The organism is Rhodomicrobium sp. Az07, from assembly GCF_018619475.1.
Lineage (GTDB): Bacteria > Pseudomonadota > Alphaproteobacteria > Rhizobiales > Rhodomicrobiaceae > Rhodomicrobium.
The window spans coordinates 74,635-92,536 of sequence record NZ_JAHFZG010000012.1 but is presented as its reverse complement, the minus strand read 5'-3'; the positions used below and the strand labels follow the sequence as shown (position 1 = coordinate 92,536).

The following is a 17,902-nucleotide window of genomic DNA, read 5'->3' as shown; positions in this document are numbered from 1 at the left end:
ATGCCGCCAGCGAGTGGCGGCATTTTCGAGCATGGCTTTAGCGCTTGCCTTTGTTCTTTTCGGAGCCCGTAGGCTCCTTGGCTTCGCTTTCCTCGTCCTCGTCGGACTTGTCGATGGGAAGGCCGATAAAGCGCTGCTGGTCGCGGCTCCTCACCTGAAGAAGAACGTTCTTCTTGTTCTTCTGACGCGCGGCCCGGATGCCGTCCACGACATCGTCCGGTGAAGAGACGGTCTTGCCGTTCACTTCGACGATCACATCGCCGCGACGCAGCCCCTGATCGGCGGCCTTCGAGTTCGGATCGACGTTCACTATAGCAACGCCTTCCTTTGTCTTCGCGCCGGGGAACTCGGGGGCGGGGATGAGCGTCAGCCCGAGGTCTTCCAGTTCCTTGCCGGAGCCGCTGCTGTCGCTGTCGTCATTGCCGCCGCCCCGAAGCGAGGCAAGCTTGTCATTTGCCGGGAACTCCCCAAGCTTGACAGTGATTTCGCGCTCCTCGCCGTTGCGGAAAACGCGCAGCTTCGCGTCGGCGCCGGGCGGAAGCGCGGCGATGGTGCGAGCCAGTTCGCGCGAATTGCCAACCGCGCGGCCATTAACCTGCTGGATCACGTCGCGCGCCTTTAGCTCGGATTTCGCTGCGGGGCCGTCCGCGATGATCTTGGCGACCAGCGCGCCCTTCGCTGTCTTGAGGCCCTGGCTCTCGGCGATATTCTCGTCGAGATTCTGGATCTGCACGCCGAGCCAGCCGCTCGACACTTTGCCCTTTTCGCGGAGCTTGTCGACGACATCCTTCGCGGTGGAGGCCGGAATGGCGAAAGCGATGCCGACGCTGCCGCCCGATGGCGAATAGATGGCGGTATTCACACCGATGACCTTGCCCTTGAGGTCAACAGCCGGGCCGCCTGAATTGCCGCGGTTCACTGCCGCGTCGATCTGGATGAAGTCATACGGGCCGGAGCCGATGTCGCGGCCCGCCGCCGACACGATACCTGCCGTCACGGTGCCGCCGAGGCCGAACGGGTTGCCGACCGCCAGCACCCAATCGCCGACGCGCGGCGGGGTGTCTTCGAATTCGAGCCAATTATCGAATTTCTTCTTGGAGTCGATTTTCAGGAGCGCGATATCGGTGCGCGCATCCGAGCCGACGACCTTTGCCTTGTATTTCTCTTCGTTCTCGAAGGTAATCTCGATTTCGTCCACCTTGTCGGCAACGTGATGGTTCGTCACCACATAACCGTCCGGCGAAATGAGAAAGCCGGAGCCTTGCGCGCGGGATGGGCGGCGTTCCGGCTGGTTTTGCTTGAACTGGTCGAAGAATTCGCGAAGGGGGTGGTCCTGCGGGAGATCGGGCAAATCTTTTTGAGCGGTTTCGCCGACAGCCCCGCGTGACTTCACATTCACGCTCACAACGGCCGGGCGCACCTTGTCCGCCAGATCGGCGAATGTGGGAGGCGAGCCGGGCAACGGTCCCTGCCTTGCTTCCTGGGCGAATGCGTCGCCACCGAGGAAGGGCATTGCGGGCATCGCAGCGAGCAGGCCCGCGCCGAGAAGCCCGGCGCCGAGAAAGGCGCCAGCCGACTTCACGCGTCCGAAGGCTCGCTTTTCCCTCCGCTCATCCTCTAGTTGTCCTGAAGCCATCGGCCCGCTCTCCCCTGAAACATTACGTCGTAGAGTTCATATAAGAAGGCGAATATTACAAACCACTTGCCGCCAAATTAAAAGATGTTAAGGCACGGCTTCGCCACCGCAGAAGTTGCGGGACGCTCACGCGAAAGACCGAACCGATATGAAAAACAGATCGCGAAAATAGCGCGCGGTTCTGTCCCTCCCCGTTTAAGCCGGCCTGAAGCCATTCTCCCTATAAATAGGTGGGAGTTTTTATGCTTCCAGCCGCCTCTCGCGTCATGGAGGCGGAAAGGTCAGCGTCATGGCGTGGTGGAATGCGATCGATGAAGCGATGATGCATCGGTGCATCGAGCTTTCGAAGGAGGCGACACGGGAGGGCGACTATCCCTTCGGCGCGCTCGTCGCGATCGAGGGCGATATCGTCGCCGAAGCGGGCAATCGCGCGATGCGCGACGCCGATTTTTCCCGTCACGCCGAAATCATCGCCATCGCCGCCGCGCTGAAGACCGTTGGCCGTGGCGGGCTTGCGCGGGCGACGCTTTATTCAACGGTCGAACCGTGCGCGATGTGCTCCTTCTGCATCCGTGAAGCCTGGGTCGGGCGCGTCGCCTATGCGCTCGCCTCTCCCGCCATGGGCGGCGTCTCCAAATGGACCATCCTTCAAGACGCCGAACTGGGGCGGCAATTGCCGATCTTCGGCCCCGCGCCCGAAGTGGTCAGCGGTCTTCTCGCGCAGGAAGCGATGGACGCCTGGCGCGAGTGGAACCCCGTCGCCACGGAACTGGCGCGCCTTCGCGGCGCTCTGGCGGACGAAACCGCGCAAAAGGACGAGCCGAGACATCTCCCGGCGCATTCCCGCTCGATGGCGCAACGCGTCGTCCTCCCGTTCCTTCGTCTCGCCGCCAGGCGCGAGAAGCACGCACAGCTTTCCGACCGCTAACGCTAACCGCAGGATGTTCGTCATGGATCAGATCTTGGGACAGGCTTCGCATAATCCGGTCGCCGCTGGCGGCGCTTTGCCCTCGGCGCTCGACAGGCGGGCGCGCCCGCAGTCGGGCTTCCGCAAGGCTTTGCGCAGCACGCTGCATTATCTGTCCTATCATTTCGTGCTGAACCACGACGGCACGCAACGCGCGAAAGCGGCAGGCTTCATGCTGGAGGTTCCTCCGACCGTGTTCCATCCGCGCTATTTCATTTCGAGCGAAACCTTCGCGCATTTCATCGACGGTCTGGACCTTCGAGGCAAGGTGGTTGCCGATATCGGAACCGGCTCCGGTATCCTCGCTTTGGCGGCGGCCCGCGCGGGCGCGGATTTCGTGCTCGCGCTCGACATCAACCCCAATGCCGCCGACGCCGCAGCACAGAACGCCGAAGCCAACGGTTACGGCCCGAACGTGAAAGGTCTGTGCTCCAACCTGATGGATGCCATTCCGGCGCGCCCGATCTTCGACGTCATCTTCTCCAGCCCGCCGAAGCATGCGGGCAAAACGCGCGATCTCGCCGATGCGGGTTGGCATTCCGGGCCGGAAAACTCGAATCTTCGCGGACTTTTCCGCCAGGCGCGGGCGCGGCTGAAGCCGGACGGCCGGATGTATCTCATGATCTCGTCAGACTCGGATCTCGATTTCTTCGACCGCGAGATTGCGGATGCGGGCTTCAAGGCAAAGCTTGCGCTCGAAAAGTCGATCTATATCGAGTCCTTCCTGCTCTACGAACTCACGCCGCAAGACGCTTCTGCAGAAGGCAAAGCGTCATAGAACGGCGACGCCTGAAGGCAAGCCGCACCCCGACGAAGGCGGGCTCGCTTGCCGCCCGAGGGCGGAGCGGAATGCGACACTTGCGCGTTTACCCCAAATCAGGCGAACTAGTGGTCCGATCCCGACATTTGCATCCGTTTGCAGCACCGCCGCGAGCAAATGCCGGAATCAAGGGACCACTAGCAAATATATGATTCTAGTGGAGCTTTTGAATTTGACATTCGGGCGAAAGCTTGCGGCAACCGAAACTCAATGTCAAATTCGCTCCACTGGCTGTCTGAAAAGCTGGGGATAACGGACGGTTTCCTATGGCAGGTAGAGACGGCAGGGGAAAAGATGGCGGGATTCAGAATGGCAATGTGCCGATTTTGACCCTGCCCCTCCCCTCCAATGTGACGCGGTTGCCTTCGGCGGACCGGCGCGAGAAGCTGCGCATCGTTGAAGCGCTGTTGTTCGCTGCCGCCGAACCGCTCGACGAGGCCTCGCTCGCGAAGCATCTCGGCGCGAAGGACGACGTGCGCCAGCTTCTGGAAGAGCTTCAGCAGCTTTATGCCGGGCGCGGCGTCAATCTCGTGCGCGTCGCGGGCAAATGGGCGTTCCGCACGGCGGAAGACCTCTCGTTCCTGCTTGAGCATTATTCCATCGAGCAGCGCAAGCTCTCCAAGGCCGCGCTCGAAACGCTCGCCATCATCGCCTATCACCAGCCCGTCACGCGCGCCGAGATCGAGGAAATCCGCGGCGTGTCGACGTCGAAGGGGTCGCTCGACGTGCTGCTAGAAATCGGCTGGGTGCGGCTTCGAGGGCGTCGGCGCGCGCCGGGGCGTCCCACCACATACGGCACGACGGAAGCGTTCCTCGACCATTTCGGCTTCGACTCCATCCGCGACCTGCCGGGCCTCGCCGAACTCAAGGGCGCCGGGCTTCTCGACAGCAATCTGCCGCCCGGCTTTTCCGTACCGGAGCCGGACGACAGCATGGCCCTTCGCGACGATGAAGAGCCGCTGGAGGACGAGCCGTCGGGCGTGCACACCGACGCCGGGGACGACGCCCCCGTCGAAGAGGAGCCGGAAGCCGGCAAGCCGCATCCCGTGCTCGTCGCGTCGAACGGTTAGCCAACGCCAGGCGCTGCCTCGCCATCAGGGTTCGGGCGTGCGCTGCGCCGAAATATCGTCGTCGCCAGGGCATGACGTGCGTGTCGAGGCGCAACTGATTCCGCCCCATGAAACAAGAGCCTGCGGCGCGAGGTCGGCCTTTTCTACTACGCATTGATAGGATGAGCGCGCTTGACATGCCGCGCGCATGCGGCCACGTTCAGGGAAATTTCCTCAACATCGCGCGTGCCGCCGGAGACGGCGAGACGAAGGAGTAAGTTCTGATGCCTCAGGATCTCATGTTCGGAGCGACGTGGAGTCTGCCGCAGCTTCTTATAGTGCTGCTGCTTGTCGTGCTTCTGTTCGGCAGGGGCAAGATTTCGGAGCTGATGGGCGACGTCGCGAAGGGCATCAAGAGCTTCAAGAAGGGCATGTCGGATGAAGAGGCGACCGCGCAGCCGACTGCTACGCAGAGCACCGCCGCACCCGCGGCTCCGGGCGCTCCGAAGCCAATCGAACATGAGGCCCCGCGCGCTGAAGTGAAGGCTCCCGTAGGCTCCGAAACGAAGGCTTGAGTTAGCCGTTGATTGCGCTTTGAGGGCGAAGGGGCAGAATGTTGGATATCGCGTGGTCTGAGCTTCTCCTGATTGCGGTCGTCGCGCTGATCTTCATCGGCCCGAAGGAACTGCCGGGCATGCTGCACACGCTCGGCCGCTTCGTGCGGAAGATCCGCAACCATGCGGACGACTTCCGCCGCCAGTTCGACGACTCGATGCGCGAAGGCGGCTATCAGGATCTTCAGAAGAACCTTCACGACTTCCGCGCCCTCAACCCGGCCGGGCAGTTGAAGGACAGCATCAAGCGCGCCATCGAACACGATTATTCCAAGCCCGCGCAAGCGCCGGAACAGCCGCAGGGCGGAGCGCCACAGGGTGCCGACGCCGCGAAGACGGCGAACGAGGTTGACGGCCAGAGCACCACGCCCCCTCCCGCTGCTTCAGCGGCCGCCCCGGCGGCGATCCCGCCCGCACAAGTCGACAGCGCGCCACCTCTGACATTTGCCGAGTCCGCGCCTGTGCCAAAGGCGGTCGTTTCCGAAAAACCGAGTGCCGAACCGACGGCGGCAGCGTCCGCGCCCGTAAATCAAGCCATTCCCGCAAAGCCTTTGGAGCCGCAAGCCGCAGCGAGCGATCCCGCCAAAGACCGCATAGCTCCAGCCGCCTGAGCATTCCCATATGGCCGTGGCCCAACCAGAACAGGACGATCTCGATCAGTCGAAAGCGCCGCTTATCGATCATCTGATCGAGCTTAGGCGTCGGCTGATCTATTGCGTCATCGCGCTCGTCGTACTGTTCTTCTTCTGCTACGCGTTCGCGCAGTACATCTATAATTTTCTGCTGATCCCGTACCGCCTCGCGGTCGGTGGCGATACGCAGATCGACATGATCTATACCGCGCCACAGGAGTTCTTCTTCACACAGGTGCGGGTGGCCTTCTTCGGCGCCATCGTGCTCGCTTTTCCGCTGATCGCCTCGCAGCTCTATATGTTCGTTGCGCCCGGCCTTTACAAAAACGAACGCCGCGCCTTCATGCCCTATCTCATCGCGACTCCCATTCTCTTCCTGCTCGGCGGCGCGCTCGTTTTCTTCATCGTGATGCCGCTCGCGATGACGTTCTTCCTGTCCATGCAACAGACGGGAGCCGACCAGCAGGTTCAAATCCAGCTGACGGCGCGCGTCAGCGAATATCTGACCCTTATCACGTCGCTTATTCTCGCCTTCGGCCTGTGTTTCCAGCTTCCGGTCATCCTGACGGTGCTCGCGCGCGCCGGAATCGTCACATCGGGCTGGCTGCGCAAGCAATGGCGTTATGCCGTGGTTTCGATCTTCGCCGTCGCCGCCGTGCTGACGCCGCCCGATGTAATGAGCCAGGTTGGCCTCGCTATCCCGACGCTGCTGCTTTATGAGCTTTCCATCATCTCGGTGCGCTTCGTGGAACGCCAGCGCGCAGCCGAGGAGAAGAAGCGCATGGAAGCCGAGGTCGGCGAGTAGGTGCGGCCGAAGCTGCGCGTCTTCCTTCCCGGCTTGCACACTTCGAACGCTCCCAGTATTTGCTCACAAACCGACTCGCGTTAGGGATGTGTCGGCGCTGCGGGACACCCCCGGCGCGCGGCTTTTGCGATGTCAGCGCGAAAGCTCGACGAGCGCAAAACGGGGAGCAAGCGAGCATCGATGTCGTCGAGATTTTTTCTCGTCGCTCTCGCAGCGACGGCAGGGGGCGGTCTTTCCTCGGCTCACGCACAGGATTATCCGCTCGACCGAGCGGCGGTGAGCCGCGCCGTGATCGCCGAAACCAACGCATGGCGCGCCGCGAAGGGCCTTCCTCCGGTTTCGAGCCATCCGCAGCTTGAGGCGGCCGCGACCGCTTACGCCCGCTACCTTGCCCCGACGGAAGGCGTCGGCCACACGGCAGACGGCAGGTCGCCGGCGATCCGCGTTCGCGCGACCGGCTACAATTACTGCTTCGTTGCCGAGAACATGTGGGGCGGCTGGCGCAGGCCGAATCCGATGACTGAGGCGGAGGCGTCGAGGAAGGCGATGGACGCCTGGAAGAAGTCGCCGGGCCACAACGCGAACCTGCTCGGCAAGGGCAAAAATGTGGGCGTCGGCATCGCGGCATGGCGACAGGGCGACCGCGTGGTGTTCCGCATGGTGCAGGTGTTCGGCACGGCGGATTGCGCACCGAAGCCGAAGCCCTTTGTGACGAAGGTGACGCAAAAGGTCGCGCCGAAGAAAGCGCCAGCGGCGCAACCCCGGCCGAAGCCGAGCCACCAGTAGCGGGAGCGGCTGCGTTCGTGCGTCTCGTCTGCCTACGAAGCGGAAATGTTCGTTTCCTCGCGGCTGATGGTCATCGTGCCGTTCGAGGTCGGGACCACGAGATATTCGACAAGCCAAAGCGCGGGACGCGAAACCTTGCTGAAGCCGATCTGCCAGCGGGCGTTCTGCGCGCCGATGCCGCCGCTGGCGCCGGGCGTGCTGACGGTCGAATAGGCGTCGCAATCGATGATTTCCGAGCGCGGATCGGCGCCGCCGGGCTTCGGGCTCATCACGATGTCGAAACGCGCGCGCGCGAGGATGATCGGGATCAGGCTCTTGCATGGCTCGTCCGAGGGAGGGGGCGGGTTGAGCGCGGCGAAAACGATCGCCGACAGCGGATCGAAAACGCCACGCAGGCGCGGATTGACGCTGGCGGGCGTGCCATCGGGGCCGGCGAAATTCACCGAACTCGCCTCGCCGCCCGACGACACGAATCGGAACCGCATCGGCGTGACATGCGAGCCGTTGCGCAGGCCCGTCGCCTCACCGTTGATCCTGGTGTTTGAAAGCACCGGGCCGACATCGGCCGAAACCGTGACCTTGTAGTCGGCCGGGCCGAGGGTCGTGCGCACGATCGCGTGGCCAACCCGGACGCCCTCCATGTGGACTGTATAGCGGGACACGAGAAGCTGCGCCTCGGCTGCGCTCGCGCCAAGCGCGAGCGAAACGAGACTGACCGCGATGGCAAGGAGCCACCCGCCATCTCTCCGCTTTCCGACCGCCGAAAACCTCACCGTCAACGTCATCCCACGCATTCAATGCGAGTTGTCCTCCTCAAGGAAGGACCGAGGCTCTTTGTTCGTCCGCTCGTCCCGCGCGTCAATCGCTTTCGATCTCAGCCGGTCGAAAAGCGGGACGCATCGGCCTCACGGTTCGAAAGCTCAGTTTGCCACGTGAGGATTGCCCTGACCTGTGGTTGCAGATTTCAGTGGTCGAAATGTGATCGTCGTTGCTCGCCGACCTGTTGCTCATCGCATTCCCGTCAAGATCGTTAACGCGGTGGGCTGGCGGTTGAAGGGCGAGACTCGCTCAGACAATCTCCGGCGCCGAAAAAAGCGGTGGGAGAGTTGGAGACCGCGGCTTCGCGATCCCCGTGGTTGTGTCCTTCGAAGCTACTTCGCTTCGAGGATCTTCGGGCACTCCTTCGAGACGAAGCGATTGATCTCGCGCACCAGATCCTTTTCGAACAGGCCGAAATTCTGTTCGAGGGTCGCGGCCGTCCAGACCGCGCCCTTGATCAGCGTTGCACCCTGGATGTCGTTGATGTGCAGCGCTGCGTTCGTCGACGCGCCATCCTTGAACTTCAGCTCGGGCGCGAGCGTGGCGCTGATCGGATATTTGCTTTCGCCGATCTCGCAGGACACCGCCTGCTTCTCGATTTTCAGCTCATGAACGGGCTTCGTGAGCGAAGCGACGATATCGGCGCGCTTCACGCTGAGTTTGGCGCTGCACTTCGCCGAGCCCTGGCCCCAGGACAGTTTCTTCTGTTCGGCGCCTTTCTGGATTTCCTCTTTCTGCCACGTCTTGGTGACGTCGCAGGTCACGTCCGGCCCGTTCGCGTCCTTCGAGACGATGATCGAACACAGGTCTTTCGCGCATTGCGCCAGCTTGGCTTTCTCGCCTTCGTCTTCCGCATACGCTCCCCCCGCGAACGCCATGGAAAAACCGAGCGAAATCATCACGCCACGGACGATGCTCACACTCCGATCGAAATTAGACATACGCAATAAAACTCCCCCGGTTTCGCGCGCTTCGCCGCGCCGCGATGCTAGCCATTTGGGCAATGGCGCGCTCATTTAGCATGGCGCATACAGAGTTCAACACTTGGCGGTCGCAGAAACTTGTGTAAATGTTCGGCTAACAAAAAGAGGGGTCCGGCGATGAACGGGGATCGAACGAAAGCGGTTGAGACCGTGGATATGTCGACCTCGAACGGTGTCGGCATAAGCTAGAGACAATCTGTGACAAGTCTGGTGCGGTTGTCGCCATGCCGCAGCGGTGCGGCGACGGTCCTAATCGAAGCCCCAACGTTCCAATAGGCTCATGATCACAATCTCCGTAACCCGGGAGGGAGAGGGCGAAACGCGGGTCGCCTTGTCTCCTGAAACCACCAAAAAATTCAAAGGTCTCGGCGCGCGCGTCGTGTTTCAGGCTGGCGCGGGCGACCGGTCGTTTCTGCCTGACAGGCTGTTTGCCGAGGCTGGCGCCGACATCGTCGAAAGCGCGGCGGATGCGGTGCGCGAAGCCGACGTGCTCCTGAAAGTCGGCCGCCCCTCGGCGGAGGAACTCGCCGCGTTGAAGCCCGGCGCCATCGTCGTCGCCATGCTCGACCCGTTCGGCGCACGCGACGGGCTCGAAGCGCTCGCGGCGAAGGGCGTCTCGGCGTTTGCGATGGAGTTCATTCCCCGCATCACGCGCGCGCAGTCGATGGACGTCCTTTCGTCGCAGTCGAACCTTGCGGGCTACAAGGCCGTGATCGACGCTGCGGCGCATTTCGGCCGCGCCTTCCCGATGATGATGACGGCGGCGGGCACGGTTCCGGCCGCCCGCGTCTTCGTCATGGGTGCGGGTGTGGCGGGCCTTCAGGCCATCGCGACGGCGCGCCGCATGGGCGCGGTGATCTCCGCAACCGACGTTCGCCCCGCCGCGAAGGAACAGGTTGCGAGCCTTGCCGCGAAGTTCATCGCGGTCGAGGACGAGGAGTTCAAGGCGGCTGAAACCGCTGGCGGCTACGCCAAGGAAATGTCGGACGAATACAAGAAGAAGCAGGCGGCGCTGATCGCCAGCCACATCGCCGCGCAGGACGTGGTCATCACCACGGCGCTCATTCCCGGCCGCCCCGCGCCGCGCCTTGTCACGCGCGAGATGGTCGAGAGCATGAAGCCCGGCTCCGTGATCGTGGACCTTGCGGCGGAACGCGGCGGCAATGTGGAAGGCACGGTGCCCGGCCAGATCGTCGAGCATGCGGGCGTCACCATCATGGGGCAGACGAACCTCGCGGGGCAGGTGCCGGGCAACGCCTCGGCGCTCTACGCGCGCAACCTCTATGCCTTCCTCGAACCGCTGGTCGACAAGAAGGAAGGCAAGCTCGCCATCAAGTGGGACGACGAAATCATCGCGGGCACGCTGATCGCCAAAGACGGCCAGATCGTGCATCCGCGCCTCAAGGGAGGTGCCTGATGAAAACCAAGCTTTACCCGGCGCTCGCGGGCCTCGGCCTTGCGGCGCTGACGATGCTCGCGCCCGGCGCGGCGTGGGCGGCCTCCGAAGGCTCGCACGGCGTTTCGCCCTTCGTCTACGAATTGTCCATCTTCGTGATGGCGATCTTCGTCGGCTATTACGTGGTGTGGAGCGTGACGCCCGCGCTGCATACGCCGCTGATGTCGGTCACGAACGCGATTTCCTCGGTGATCGTCGTGGGCGCGCTGCTGGCGGTTGGCGTCGAGGCGGCGGACGTGATCTCCACCGCCGGCACATTCTGGGCGAAGCTGTTCGGCTTCCTCGCGCTCGTCATGGCCTCGGTGAACATCTTCGGCGGCTTCCTCGTCACGAGCCGCATGCTCGCCATGTACAAGAAAAAAGAAAAGAAGGGTGAGCGCTGATGAACCCGAGTCTGGTTGCTCTCCTTTACCTCGCCTCCGGCGTGCTGTTCATCCTCGCGCTGCGCGGGCTTTCCTCGCCCGAGACTTCGCGGCAGGGCAATACCTTCGGCATGATCGGCATGGCCATCGCCACCGCCACCACGCTCGGTGTCGCCCATCCTGAAACGACGGAAAGCTGGGCGCTGATCGCGGGCGGCATCGCACTCGGCGGCGGCATCGGCGCCATCGCGGCGCGGCGGATCGCCATGACGGCCATGCCGCAGCTCGTCGCGGCGTTCCACAGTCTCGTCGGCCTCGCCGCCGTGTTCGTCGCCGCTGCCGCGCTCTACGCGCCGGAAGCCTTCGGCATCGGCACGCCCGGCGCGGTCTACGCGCAAAGCCTCATCGAAATGACGCTCGGCGTCGCCATCGGCGCGATCACGTTTTCCGGCTCGCTCATCGCGTTCGCCAAGCTCAACGGCAACATGTCGGGCAAGCCGATCCTCTTGCCCGCGCGCCACCTGATCAACCTCGCGCTGGCGGTGGGCGTCATCGTCATGATCGTGCTGTTCGTGCAGACGCAGGACACGAGGCTGTTCTGGGCCATCGCGGCGGCATCGTTCGTGTTCGGCATCCTCTTGATCGTGCCCATCGGCGGCGCGGACATGCCGGTTGTCGTCTCGATGCTGAACTCTTACTCCGGCTGGGCGGCGGCGGGCATCGGCTTCACGCTGTCGAACACCGCGCTCATCATCACCGGCGCGCTTGTCGGCTCGTCGGGCGCGATCCTGTCGTACATCATGTGCAAGGGCATGAACCGCTCGTTCATCTCGGTGATCCTCGGCGGCTTCGGCGGCGAGACCTCGGCGGCGGGCGGTGCGACGGAGCAGCGACCCGTCAAGCAAGGCTCGGCCGACGACGCGGCGTTCATCCTCAAGAACTCGTCGAAGGTCATCATCGTGCCCGGCTACGGCATGGCGGTGGCGCAGGCGCAGCACGCGCTTCGCGAGATGGCCGACAAGCTGAAGGAGGCCGGCGTCGAGGTGAAATATGCGATTCACCCTGTCGCGGGCCGCATGCCGGGCCACATGAACGTGCTGCTCGCGGAAGCGAACGTGCCTTACGACGAGGTGTTCGAGCTTGAGGACATCAACTCGGAATTCGCGCAAGCGGACGTGGCGTTCGTCATCGGCGCGAACGACGTGACGAACCCGGCCGCGAAGGAAGACCCGACGTCCCCGATCTACGGCATGCCAGTGCTCGAAGTGTGGAAGGCGGGCACCGTGATGTTCATCAAACGGTCATTGTCTTCCGGCTATGCAGGCATCGACAACACGCTGTTCTACCGCGACAACACGATGATGCTTTTCGGTGACGCCAAGAAGATGACCGAAGAAATCGTCAAGGCGATCTAAACGGGGAAATCGGGGCGCGGCGGTCATGGTGCCGCGCCTGTCCACCAGCGGGAACAGGCTGCGTCATCCGAATCCGGGGATCACCGGTGCATACGGATGATTTGTGGCGTCATGCCCCTTGTAAACAGGGGGCGCTTTCTTTAGCTTTCGGCTGGTATTGCTGCGTTTTGCCCGCCGTCAAAAGATTTGGGGGACTACAATGAATCTCAGTTACTTGCTCTGGCTGATCGGCATCGTCATTGCCGCGCTTGTCGGATATAACACTCTCATCGCTCCGATCGATTTCGTTAACAGTCTTGTCGTCAGCTTCAATCCGGACGGTGCGGCGAAGGCCCTTCTTCTGGCTCTCGGGCTGGTCGCTATTTCGAAGCTGTTCTAAAGCTTTCATCTGGCGGGGCAAGACGGTTTGCCTTGCTCACGCCAGGCGGGGCGACACTGTAGGCTCTATTGTCAGGGCGCCGCAGCGGGTGCCTCTCGGCGTTAGCTTTCAATGTCGGCATGGCGCGCCGTGCCGGCGTTCTTTTTGCGACCTCACGCTGCGAGGCCGGGCGCCCCCCGGATTGCGAAAAGCACAACGCGAGAGGCGCTTTGGTTTACGACGTGAGCCCGAAAAGCGACCGCATGATTTCTCCCGAGACGGCCCGGGGGTTGCCGCAAATGCGCCCCATCATTGCCCTAGACGGCGTCCTACCCTATATCGGCGCGCCTCAGCCCGAAGGCGTGCGAAATCATAATGTGGCGGTCAGGCAATCACGCCATGAACGGTGAGCCCGATTTTTACAGCATTCTCGGCGTCAAGAGAGAAGCGACCGACGTCGAAATCCGTCAGGCCTTTCGCGCGCTCGCCAAGAAATATCATCCCGACAGCCAGCAGGCCTCGGGCGTGGCGTCCGACCTCGACTTCAGGCGCTTCACGGAAGCCTATGAAACCCTGAAGGATCCCGAGCGCCGCGCGGCCTATGACGAGGAATTGTCTCAAGGGAGGCAGTTGACCGCGTTTGGCGAGCGCTTGCGCCCGAACGCCTTCGTCGCGGGCGTTGCGGCGGGGGTCGTTGTCGCGGCTCTCATGGTTGGCGGCGTCTTCTACTTCGGCGGAACGAAGGACGGCCAGAAATCGCAGGATTCCCTCCGCATCGCCGCGACGAAATCCGACAGGCACGCACACGAGACCCTGACGCAGGCCGAGGGGAGCGTCGAGCAGGTGGCGGCCGAACGCACGGACAACGCGGCATCCGCCACGAAGCCGCAGGCGGCTTCCTCGGAGGCCGCGCAACCGGTGTCGCCGTCGCCGGTGATAGCTCCTGCGCCCTCCGCTCCGGCTGAAACGGTGATCCGGCGAACGGCGGCGATCGAAAAGCCCGCCGCCGAAAAGCCGCTTGCGCCAAGCACCACCGGCATTGAATCGGCAAGCGAGCCTTCGGTCGAACCGCGCGCCGTCGCGGCTGTGCCCGATCGGCCCGTGCCGTTGGCGGCCGATCCCCGGTCGAACGCCGCCGCAAGGAAGGTGCCGTCTTCCGTTGGCGGCGTGCTGGATGTGCCGACCGGCCTGCCCGCCCGCGAAGTCGTGCGACAGTTCGAACCGGGCAACGGCCAGCGGGAAAGCTTTTCGGATTGCGCTCATTGCCCCGAGATGGTCGTGATCCCCGCCGGGCAGGCGGTCGTCGGCGCCCGCCCGGAAAGCGCGGGCTACCGTCCCGAGGAGGCGCCGGCCCATCGCGTCGTTATCAAAAAGCCGCTCGCGATCTCGAAGCGGGTGATCTCGGCCGGGAACTGGCGCGCCTGCGTGGACGCTGGCGTGTGCAGGCTTACATTGTCCTCGCTTCTCGCCGTCGGGCCGACCGTTCCGGCGACGCGCCTCACATGGTTCGACGCGAAAGGGTATGTCGACTGGTTGAGTCAGACCACCGGGCGGCGCTACCGGCTTCTCAGCGAGGCCGAATGGGAATATGCGCTGCGGGCGACCTCCGACCGCAACCGCTTGGGCCGGTCGTATCAAGCAAACCGCCTGCCTTTCGACCCGATGCCGGAATTAGGGGGCGGGGGGCCGTTAGGGCGCATGCGCTATGCGCGGGCGAGCGTCACCAGCGCGAATGCGTGGGGCCTCCACACCGGCACCGTCTTCGAGTGGGTCGAGGACTGCTGGCATGCGAACTATGACCGCGCGCCCGCCGATGGCGCGGCGTGGCTCTCGGCTTCAGGCGGTGACTGCGCCTATCGGGTGGTGCGCGGAGCGATCCGAGGCGACGCGGCCCGGTTTTCCGCGCGCGCACGGGAATTCGCCGATATCGGCGCCCCGATGCTCGGCTTTCGGGTCGCTCGCGATATATTACCGCCCGCGAGAACCGCGCTGGGTGAGCCGTAGGACGACCGAAACCGGTCTCGCCTCGAAAGAAACTTCAGTCGTCTGAGGAGACACTTCGCCTCGCTTTGTGCGCCTTGAGAGGTGACGGAGACGCATGCCCCGCCAAATCGTAGGCGGCCTCTCGAAGTCGCGCGAGATCCGGGATCAGAATTTCGCGATAGTTTACGAGTTCGATGATACCTTTCGTCTTCAGCTGCGTGATCTGACGGCTCACGGTCTCGATGGTGAGGCCGAGGCAATCGGAAACCTCGGAGCGTGAAAGCGGCAGCACGAAGTGGACTTGCTCGCGCTTTTCGGCGAGCGAGCATTCCATGTTGGGCACGCGCTTCGCGATCATCAGAAGGAAGCTCGCCACGCGCTCCTCGGCCTTCTTGCGAGCAAGCAGCAACATCCATTCCTGACAGGCGTCGAGTTCGGTGAGCGTGAATTGAAACAGCCTGTGCTCCAGTTCCGAGTGCTCGGCGAGCAGGCGCTCGAACCCGGCGGTCGGGAAAACGCAAAGTTCCACGTCGGTCGCGGCTTCCGCGAAATAGGGGTTTTCGGCCCGAAATGCGCGGCCGAGAAAGTCCGAAGGGAACAGCAGGCCAATGATGTGCTGCCTCCCGTCGTCCAGCGTCTTCGTCAGCTTGACCACGCCGGAGACGATGTTCGCGAAGACGCTCCGTGTCTGCCCTTCGCCGAGAATCATCCGGCCGGCGGGCACGGTGCGGCTGCGCGCTATCCGGTTAAGGCTCACGATCTCGGTCGCGTTCAGCGCGTCGCATATGGATCGATGCCTTATTGCGCATGTCGTGCAGCGGCTTGCGTGGTCGTTTGGCGGAAACATTTCCAAGCGGATGAACGACCCTCGGAAAGGGCTCCCTGCGAAAATCGGTTCTTCGAGACCACTTTAGACCTGTGTGACTGTTGGGGAAGAACTTTGACCTGAATCAAACGAGAAAAATGGCCGCACCCATATTTGCCATGGAATGGCCTGAAGGGGAGTTCGCGATGAGCGCCACAAACAATGCAGGGCCGGTTCCCAAAGGCGGTGACGCCGCTCCCGCCATAGCGCGTGTTCCGTTCGATGCTCCGTGGGCCTGGCTGGCAGCCGGATGGCGGGATCTGACCGCCGCGCCGCAGATCAGCCTGGTTTATGGCGCGGTGTTCGCGGGGATCGCCTGGCTGTTTCTGCTGGCCCTCGCGCTTTCAAGCGCGCTGCCGCTGATTCTTCCGCTGGCCGGGGGATTTCTCCTCCTGGGCCCCGTCCTCGCCGTCGGGCTTTATGAAATCAGCCGCAGGCGGGAGCGCGGCGAGGCCACGTCGTGGGCCGACATCACCGCCGCGATCCGCGAAAACGGCTCTCGCCTTGCGTTTTTCGGCGTGGCGCTGCTCCTTCTTTTCATCTTCTGGATGCGCGTCGCGTTTCTTCTTTTCATGCTGTTTTTTGGTGCGGCCGCAACTTATCCAACGGCCGAGTCGTTGATTCCGACACTCCTGTTCACATGGCACGGGCTGGGTCTCGCGGTTGTCGGGACTGCGGTTGGCGCCCTTTTCGCGCTCGTCACCTATGCCATCTCGGCGATTTCGGTGCCGATGCTGCTCGACCGCCATGTCGATGTCGTGACCGCCATGATTCAGAGCGTGCAGGCCGTCAGAACGAATCCGGAAGCGATGCTTCTCTGGGCGGCTTTGATCCTCGGAATTGTCGTGCTCGGCTGCTTGACGCTCTTTGTCGGCCTTGCTGTCGCGTTTCCTCTGATCGGTCATGCAAGTTGGCACGCTTACCGGGAACTTACCGGGGGGCGGTAAGGTTCGATACAAAGAGAAGGTTGTCTCGCAGGGCAAGACATTATAGGTCCGCACTCGGGCAATTCGTCGCGGGAGAGCGTTGGCACGCTTGCAGGCGATTGTAATGCCGAAAAGCTATCTAACGAAATACTCAATGCCAACGTAATCCCAAGAGGGCGCTTTGACTTTCCGGCTTCGCAAGACGCGTCGTTTGCTCTGGGCGCTTCTTCCAATCGTTTCCGCTTTCGCCGCTGTCGAAGGCGCCGAGGCTCAGGCCCCCGCAGCCGGGCCGCCCGCAGTCGGCGTGGTCCGCGCGGAAGAGCAGCCGCTCACCCAGACGAGCGAATTTCTCGGGCGCATCCAGGCCACGGACCGCGTGAATATCGTGGCGCGCGTATCGGGCTTCCTCGAAAAGCGCTTTTTCGACGAGGGGTCCGATGTCAAGAAGGGCGAGCCGCTCTATCGCATCGAGCAGCCGCCATTCAAGGCCGAGGTGGACGCGCGGCGCGCCGTGGTGGACCAGCTCAAGGCACAGCTCGAAAATGCGAAGCTGACGCTCGATCGCGCGAAATCGTTGCTTGGCGGTCCCGCCGGTCAGCAGTCCGCTTATGACAGCGCGCTCGCCCAGCAGCGGAGCTTCGCCGCGCAGGTGCTCGGGGCGCAAGCGCAGTTGCAGACGGCGGAAATCAATCTCGGTTATACCGACATCGTCGCGCCGATCACCGGCAAGATCGGCCGCACCGCGATCACCGAGGGCAACTATGTGACGCCGAACTCGGGCACCCTGACCACCATTGTCAGTCAGGATCCGATGTATGTCGTTTTCCCGGTAGCTGTGCGCGCCGTTAATGAATTGGCGGCGCGGTATGCGGCGCGCGGCGGCTTCGACGCTGTCCGCATCAAGCTAAGACTACCCGACGGTCGTATTTACGAAAAGGAAGGCGAGGTCAACTTCGTCGACAACACCGTGTCGACCGATACCGACACGATCATCATACGGGGCACGATACCCAATCCGCAAATCAACATCACCAAGGGCGTCGCGCTCCGCGAGTTGTCCGATGGCGAGTTCGTGCGCGTGATTCTCGAAGGCGTGCAGCCGGTTCAAGCCGTCGCGATCCCGCGGGCAGCCGTTCTGACAGACCAGCGGGGCGATTACGTCTTTGTTGTCGGCGCCGACAACAAAGCAGAGCTGCGCCGCATTGAACTCGGTCAGACGACGGGCACCAAGGCGTTCGTCCTCAAAGGTTTGTCGGCGGGTGAAAACATCGTGGTCGAGGGGTTGCAACGCGTGAAACCGGGTCAGCCGGTCCTGCCCGGACCGCCGGCCCCTCAGCCGGGAGCGGCGCAGCCCGCCGCGCCGCTGACTTCCGCGGGCGCTCCCGCCGCTCCATCAGCGAACAAGCCCGACGACGGGAAGCGGTGA

At 63.1% G+C, this 17,902-nt stretch carries 18 protein-coding genes; 14 read left to right on the top strand and 4 right to left on the bottom strand.

The window, feature by feature from the left end:
* Nucleotides 1-37 precede the first annotated feature (37 nt).
* Entirely contained in the window at nt 38-1,636 is a 1,599-nt protein-coding gene (locus tag KKP04_RS10445; protein ID WP_215030571.1) for a Do family serine endopeptidase, read from the bottom strand.
* Between the two features lie 289 nt (nt 1,637-1,925).
* Here KKP04_RS10445 and KKP04_RS10440 point away from each other — a divergent pair, with 289 nt between their 5' ends.
* From KKP04_RS10440 to KKP04_RS10410, 7 genes are all read left to right on the top strand, one after another.
* On the top strand, nt 1,926-2,564 hold the full coding sequence (locus tag KKP04_RS10440) for a nucleoside deaminase (RefSeq protein WP_215030560.1): 639 nt from the start codon (nt 1,926-1,928) through the stop codon (nt 2,562-2,564).
* 22 nt (nt 2,565-2,586) lie between these two features.
* Nucleotides 2,587-3,381: a 50S ribosomal protein L11 methyltransferase gene (locus tag KKP04_RS10435; RefSeq protein WP_251134033.1), complete on the top strand. Its 795-nt coding sequence runs from the start codon at nt 2,587-2,589 to the stop codon at nt 3,379-3,381.
* Nucleotides 3,382-3,689: 308 nt separating this feature from the next.
* Nucleotides 3,690-4,493, top strand: coding sequence for an SMC-Scp complex subunit ScpB (scpB, locus tag KKP04_RS10430; protein ID WP_215030558.1), 804 nt, complete (start codon nt 3,690-3,692; stop codon nt 4,491-4,493).
* A gap of 263 nt (nt 4,494-4,756) precedes the next feature.
* Complete coding sequence (locus tag KKP04_RS10425; protein WP_251134032.1) at nt 4,757-5,047, top strand: twin-arginine translocase TatA/TatE family subunit; 291 nt, start codon at nt 4,757-4,759, stop codon at nt 5,045-5,047.
* 38 nt (nt 5,048-5,085) lie between these two features.
* Nucleotides 5,086-5,697 carry a Sec-independent protein translocase protein TatB gene (gene tatB, locus KKP04_RS10420; protein ID WP_215030549.1) on the top strand — a complete coding sequence of 204 codons (612 nt, stop codon included), beginning with the start codon at nt 5,086-5,088 and terminating at the stop codon, nt 5,695-5,697.
* 10 nt (nt 5,698-5,707) lie between these two features.
* On the top strand, nt 5,708-6,523 hold the full coding sequence (gene tatC / locus KKP04_RS10415) for a twin-arginine translocase subunit TatC (RefSeq protein WP_215030541.1): 816 nt from the start codon (nt 5,708-5,710) through the stop codon (nt 6,521-6,523).
* Between the two features lie 180 nt (nt 6,524-6,703).
* Nucleotides 6,704-7,309, top strand: a complete 606-nt coding sequence (locus KKP04_RS10410; protein ID WP_215030528.1) for a CAP domain-containing protein — start codon at nt 6,704-6,706, stop codon at nt 7,307-7,309.
* Between the two features lie 32 nt (nt 7,310-7,341).
* Here the strand turns inward: KKP04_RS10410 and KKP04_RS10405 are convergent, their stop codons facing one another.
* The gene (locus KKP04_RS10405; protein ID WP_215030525.1) at nt 7,342-8,103 is read right to left on the bottom strand and encodes a DUF3108 domain-containing protein; all 762 of its coding nucleotides are present in this window, start codon (nt 8,101-8,103) and stop codon (nt 7,342-7,344) included.
* 357 nt (nt 8,104-8,460) lie between these two features.
* On the bottom strand, nt 8,461-9,048 hold the full coding sequence (locus tag KKP04_RS10400; protein WP_215030522.1) for a hypothetical protein: 588 nt from the start codon (nt 9,046-9,048) through the stop codon (nt 8,461-8,463).
* Nucleotides 9,049-9,391: 343 nt separating this feature from the next.
* Between KKP04_RS10400 and KKP04_RS10395 the strand changes: the two genes are divergently transcribed.
* From KKP04_RS10395 to KKP04_RS10375, 5 genes are all read left to right on the top strand, one after another.
* Nucleotides 9,392-10,528, top strand: coding sequence for a Re/Si-specific NAD(P)(+) transhydrogenase subunit alpha (locus tag KKP04_RS10395; protein ID WP_251134031.1), 1,137 nt, complete (start codon nt 9,392-9,394; stop codon nt 10,526-10,528).
* A complete protein-coding gene (locus tag KKP04_RS10390; protein WP_215030519.1) occupies nt 10,528-10,950 on the top strand; it encodes an NAD(P) transhydrogenase subunit alpha in 423 nt (140 codons plus the stop codon). Before KKP04_RS10395 ends, KKP04_RS10390 begins: the two co-directional genes overlap by 1 nt.
* On the top strand, nt 10,950-12,344 hold the full coding sequence (locus KKP04_RS10385) for an NAD(P)(+) transhydrogenase (Re/Si-specific) subunit beta (protein WP_215030516.1): 1,395 nt from the start codon (nt 10,950-10,952) through the stop codon (nt 12,342-12,344). The genes KKP04_RS10390 and KKP04_RS10385 overlap by 1 nt, the downstream gene beginning before the upstream one ends.
* Nucleotides 12,345-12,543: 199 nt before the next feature.
* The gene (locus KKP04_RS10380; RefSeq protein WP_215030512.1) at nt 12,544-12,723 is read left to right on the top strand and encodes a hypothetical protein; all 180 of its coding nucleotides are present in this window, start codon (nt 12,544-12,546) and stop codon (nt 12,721-12,723) included.
* Nucleotides 12,724-13,101: 378 nt separating this feature from the next.
* Nucleotides 13,102-14,706 carry an SUMF1/EgtB/PvdO family nonheme iron enzyme gene (locus KKP04_RS10375; protein WP_215030509.1) on the top strand — a complete coding sequence of 535 codons (1,605 nt, stop codon included), beginning with the start codon at nt 13,102-13,104 and terminating at the stop codon, nt 14,704-14,706.
* Nucleotides 14,707-14,740: 34 nt separating this feature from the next.
* Here KKP04_RS10375 and KKP04_RS10370 read toward each other — a convergent pair whose 3' ends face one another.
* Entirely contained in the window at nt 14,741-15,442 is a 702-nt protein-coding gene (locus KKP04_RS10370; RefSeq protein ID WP_371818766.1) for a Crp/Fnr family transcriptional regulator, read from the bottom strand.
* Nucleotides 15,443-15,696: 254 nt separating this feature from the next.
* Here KKP04_RS10370 and KKP04_RS10365 point away from each other — a divergent pair, with 254 nt between their 5' ends.
* The gene (locus tag KKP04_RS10365) at nt 15,697-16,497 is read left to right on the top strand and encodes a DUF2189 domain-containing protein (RefSeq protein ID WP_215030490.1); all 801 of its coding nucleotides are present in this window, start codon (nt 15,697-15,699) and stop codon (nt 16,495-16,497) included.
* Nucleotides 16,498-16,657: 160 nt separating this feature from the next.
* Nucleotides 16,658-17,902 (top strand): efflux RND transporter periplasmic adaptor subunit, encoded by a 1,245-nt coding sequence (locus tag KKP04_RS10360; protein WP_215030487.1) that lies wholly within the window; start codon nt 16,658-16,660, stop codon nt 17,900-17,902.

Excerpts from the sequence above, each read along its gene's own strand:
- KKP04_RS10445 (WP_215030571.1), bottom strand. The coding sequence starts at position 1,636 with ATGGCTTCAGGACAACTAGAGGATGAGCGGAGGGAAAAGCGAGCCTTC.
- KKP04_RS10440 (WP_215030560.1), top strand. The coding sequence starts at position 1,926 with ATGGCGTGGTGGAATGCGATCGATGAAGCGATGATGCATCGGTGCATC.
- KKP04_RS10435 (WP_251134033.1), top strand. The coding sequence starts at position 2,587 with ATGGATCAGATCTTGGGACAGGCTTCGCATAATCCGGTCGCCGCTGGC.
- scpB (WP_215030558.1), top strand. The coding sequence starts at position 3,690 with ATGGCAGGTAGAGACGGCAGGGGAAAAGATGGCGGGATTCAGAATGGC.
- KKP04_RS10425 (WP_251134032.1), top strand. The coding sequence starts at position 4,757 with ATGCCTCAGGATCTCATGTTCGGAGCGACGTGGAGTCTGCCGCAGCTT.
- tatB (WP_215030549.1), top strand. The coding sequence starts at position 5,086 with ATGTTGGATATCGCGTGGTCTGAGCTTCTCCTGATTGCGGTCGTCGCG.
- tatC (WP_215030541.1), top strand. The coding sequence starts at position 5,708 with ATGGCCGTGGCCCAACCAGAACAGGACGATCTCGATCAGTCGAAAGCG.
- KKP04_RS10410 (WP_215030528.1), top strand. The coding sequence starts at position 6,704 with ATGTCGTCGAGATTTTTTCTCGTCGCTCTCGCAGCGACGGCAGGGGGC.
- KKP04_RS10405 (WP_215030525.1), bottom strand. The coding sequence starts at position 8,103 with ATGCGTGGGATGACGTTGACGGTGAGGTTTTCGGCGGTCGGAAAGCGG.
- KKP04_RS10395 (WP_251134031.1), top strand. The coding sequence starts at position 9,392 with ATGATCACAATCTCCGTAACCCGGGAGGGAGAGGGCGAAACGCGGGTC.
- KKP04_RS10390 (WP_215030519.1), top strand. The coding sequence starts at position 10,528 with ATGAAAACCAAGCTTTACCCGGCGCTCGCGGGCCTCGGCCTTGCGGCG.
- KKP04_RS10385 (WP_215030516.1), top strand. The coding sequence starts at position 10,950 with ATGAACCCGAGTCTGGTTGCTCTCCTTTACCTCGCCTCCGGCGTGCTG.
- KKP04_RS10380 (WP_215030512.1), top strand. The coding sequence starts at position 12,544 with ATGAATCTCAGTTACTTGCTCTGGCTGATCGGCATCGTCATTGCCGCG.
- KKP04_RS10375 (WP_215030509.1), top strand. The coding sequence starts at position 13,102 with ATGAACGGTGAGCCCGATTTTTACAGCATTCTCGGCGTCAAGAGAGAA.
- KKP04_RS10365 (WP_215030490.1), top strand. The coding sequence starts at position 15,697 with ATGAGCGCCACAAACAATGCAGGGCCGGTTCCCAAAGGCGGTGACGCC.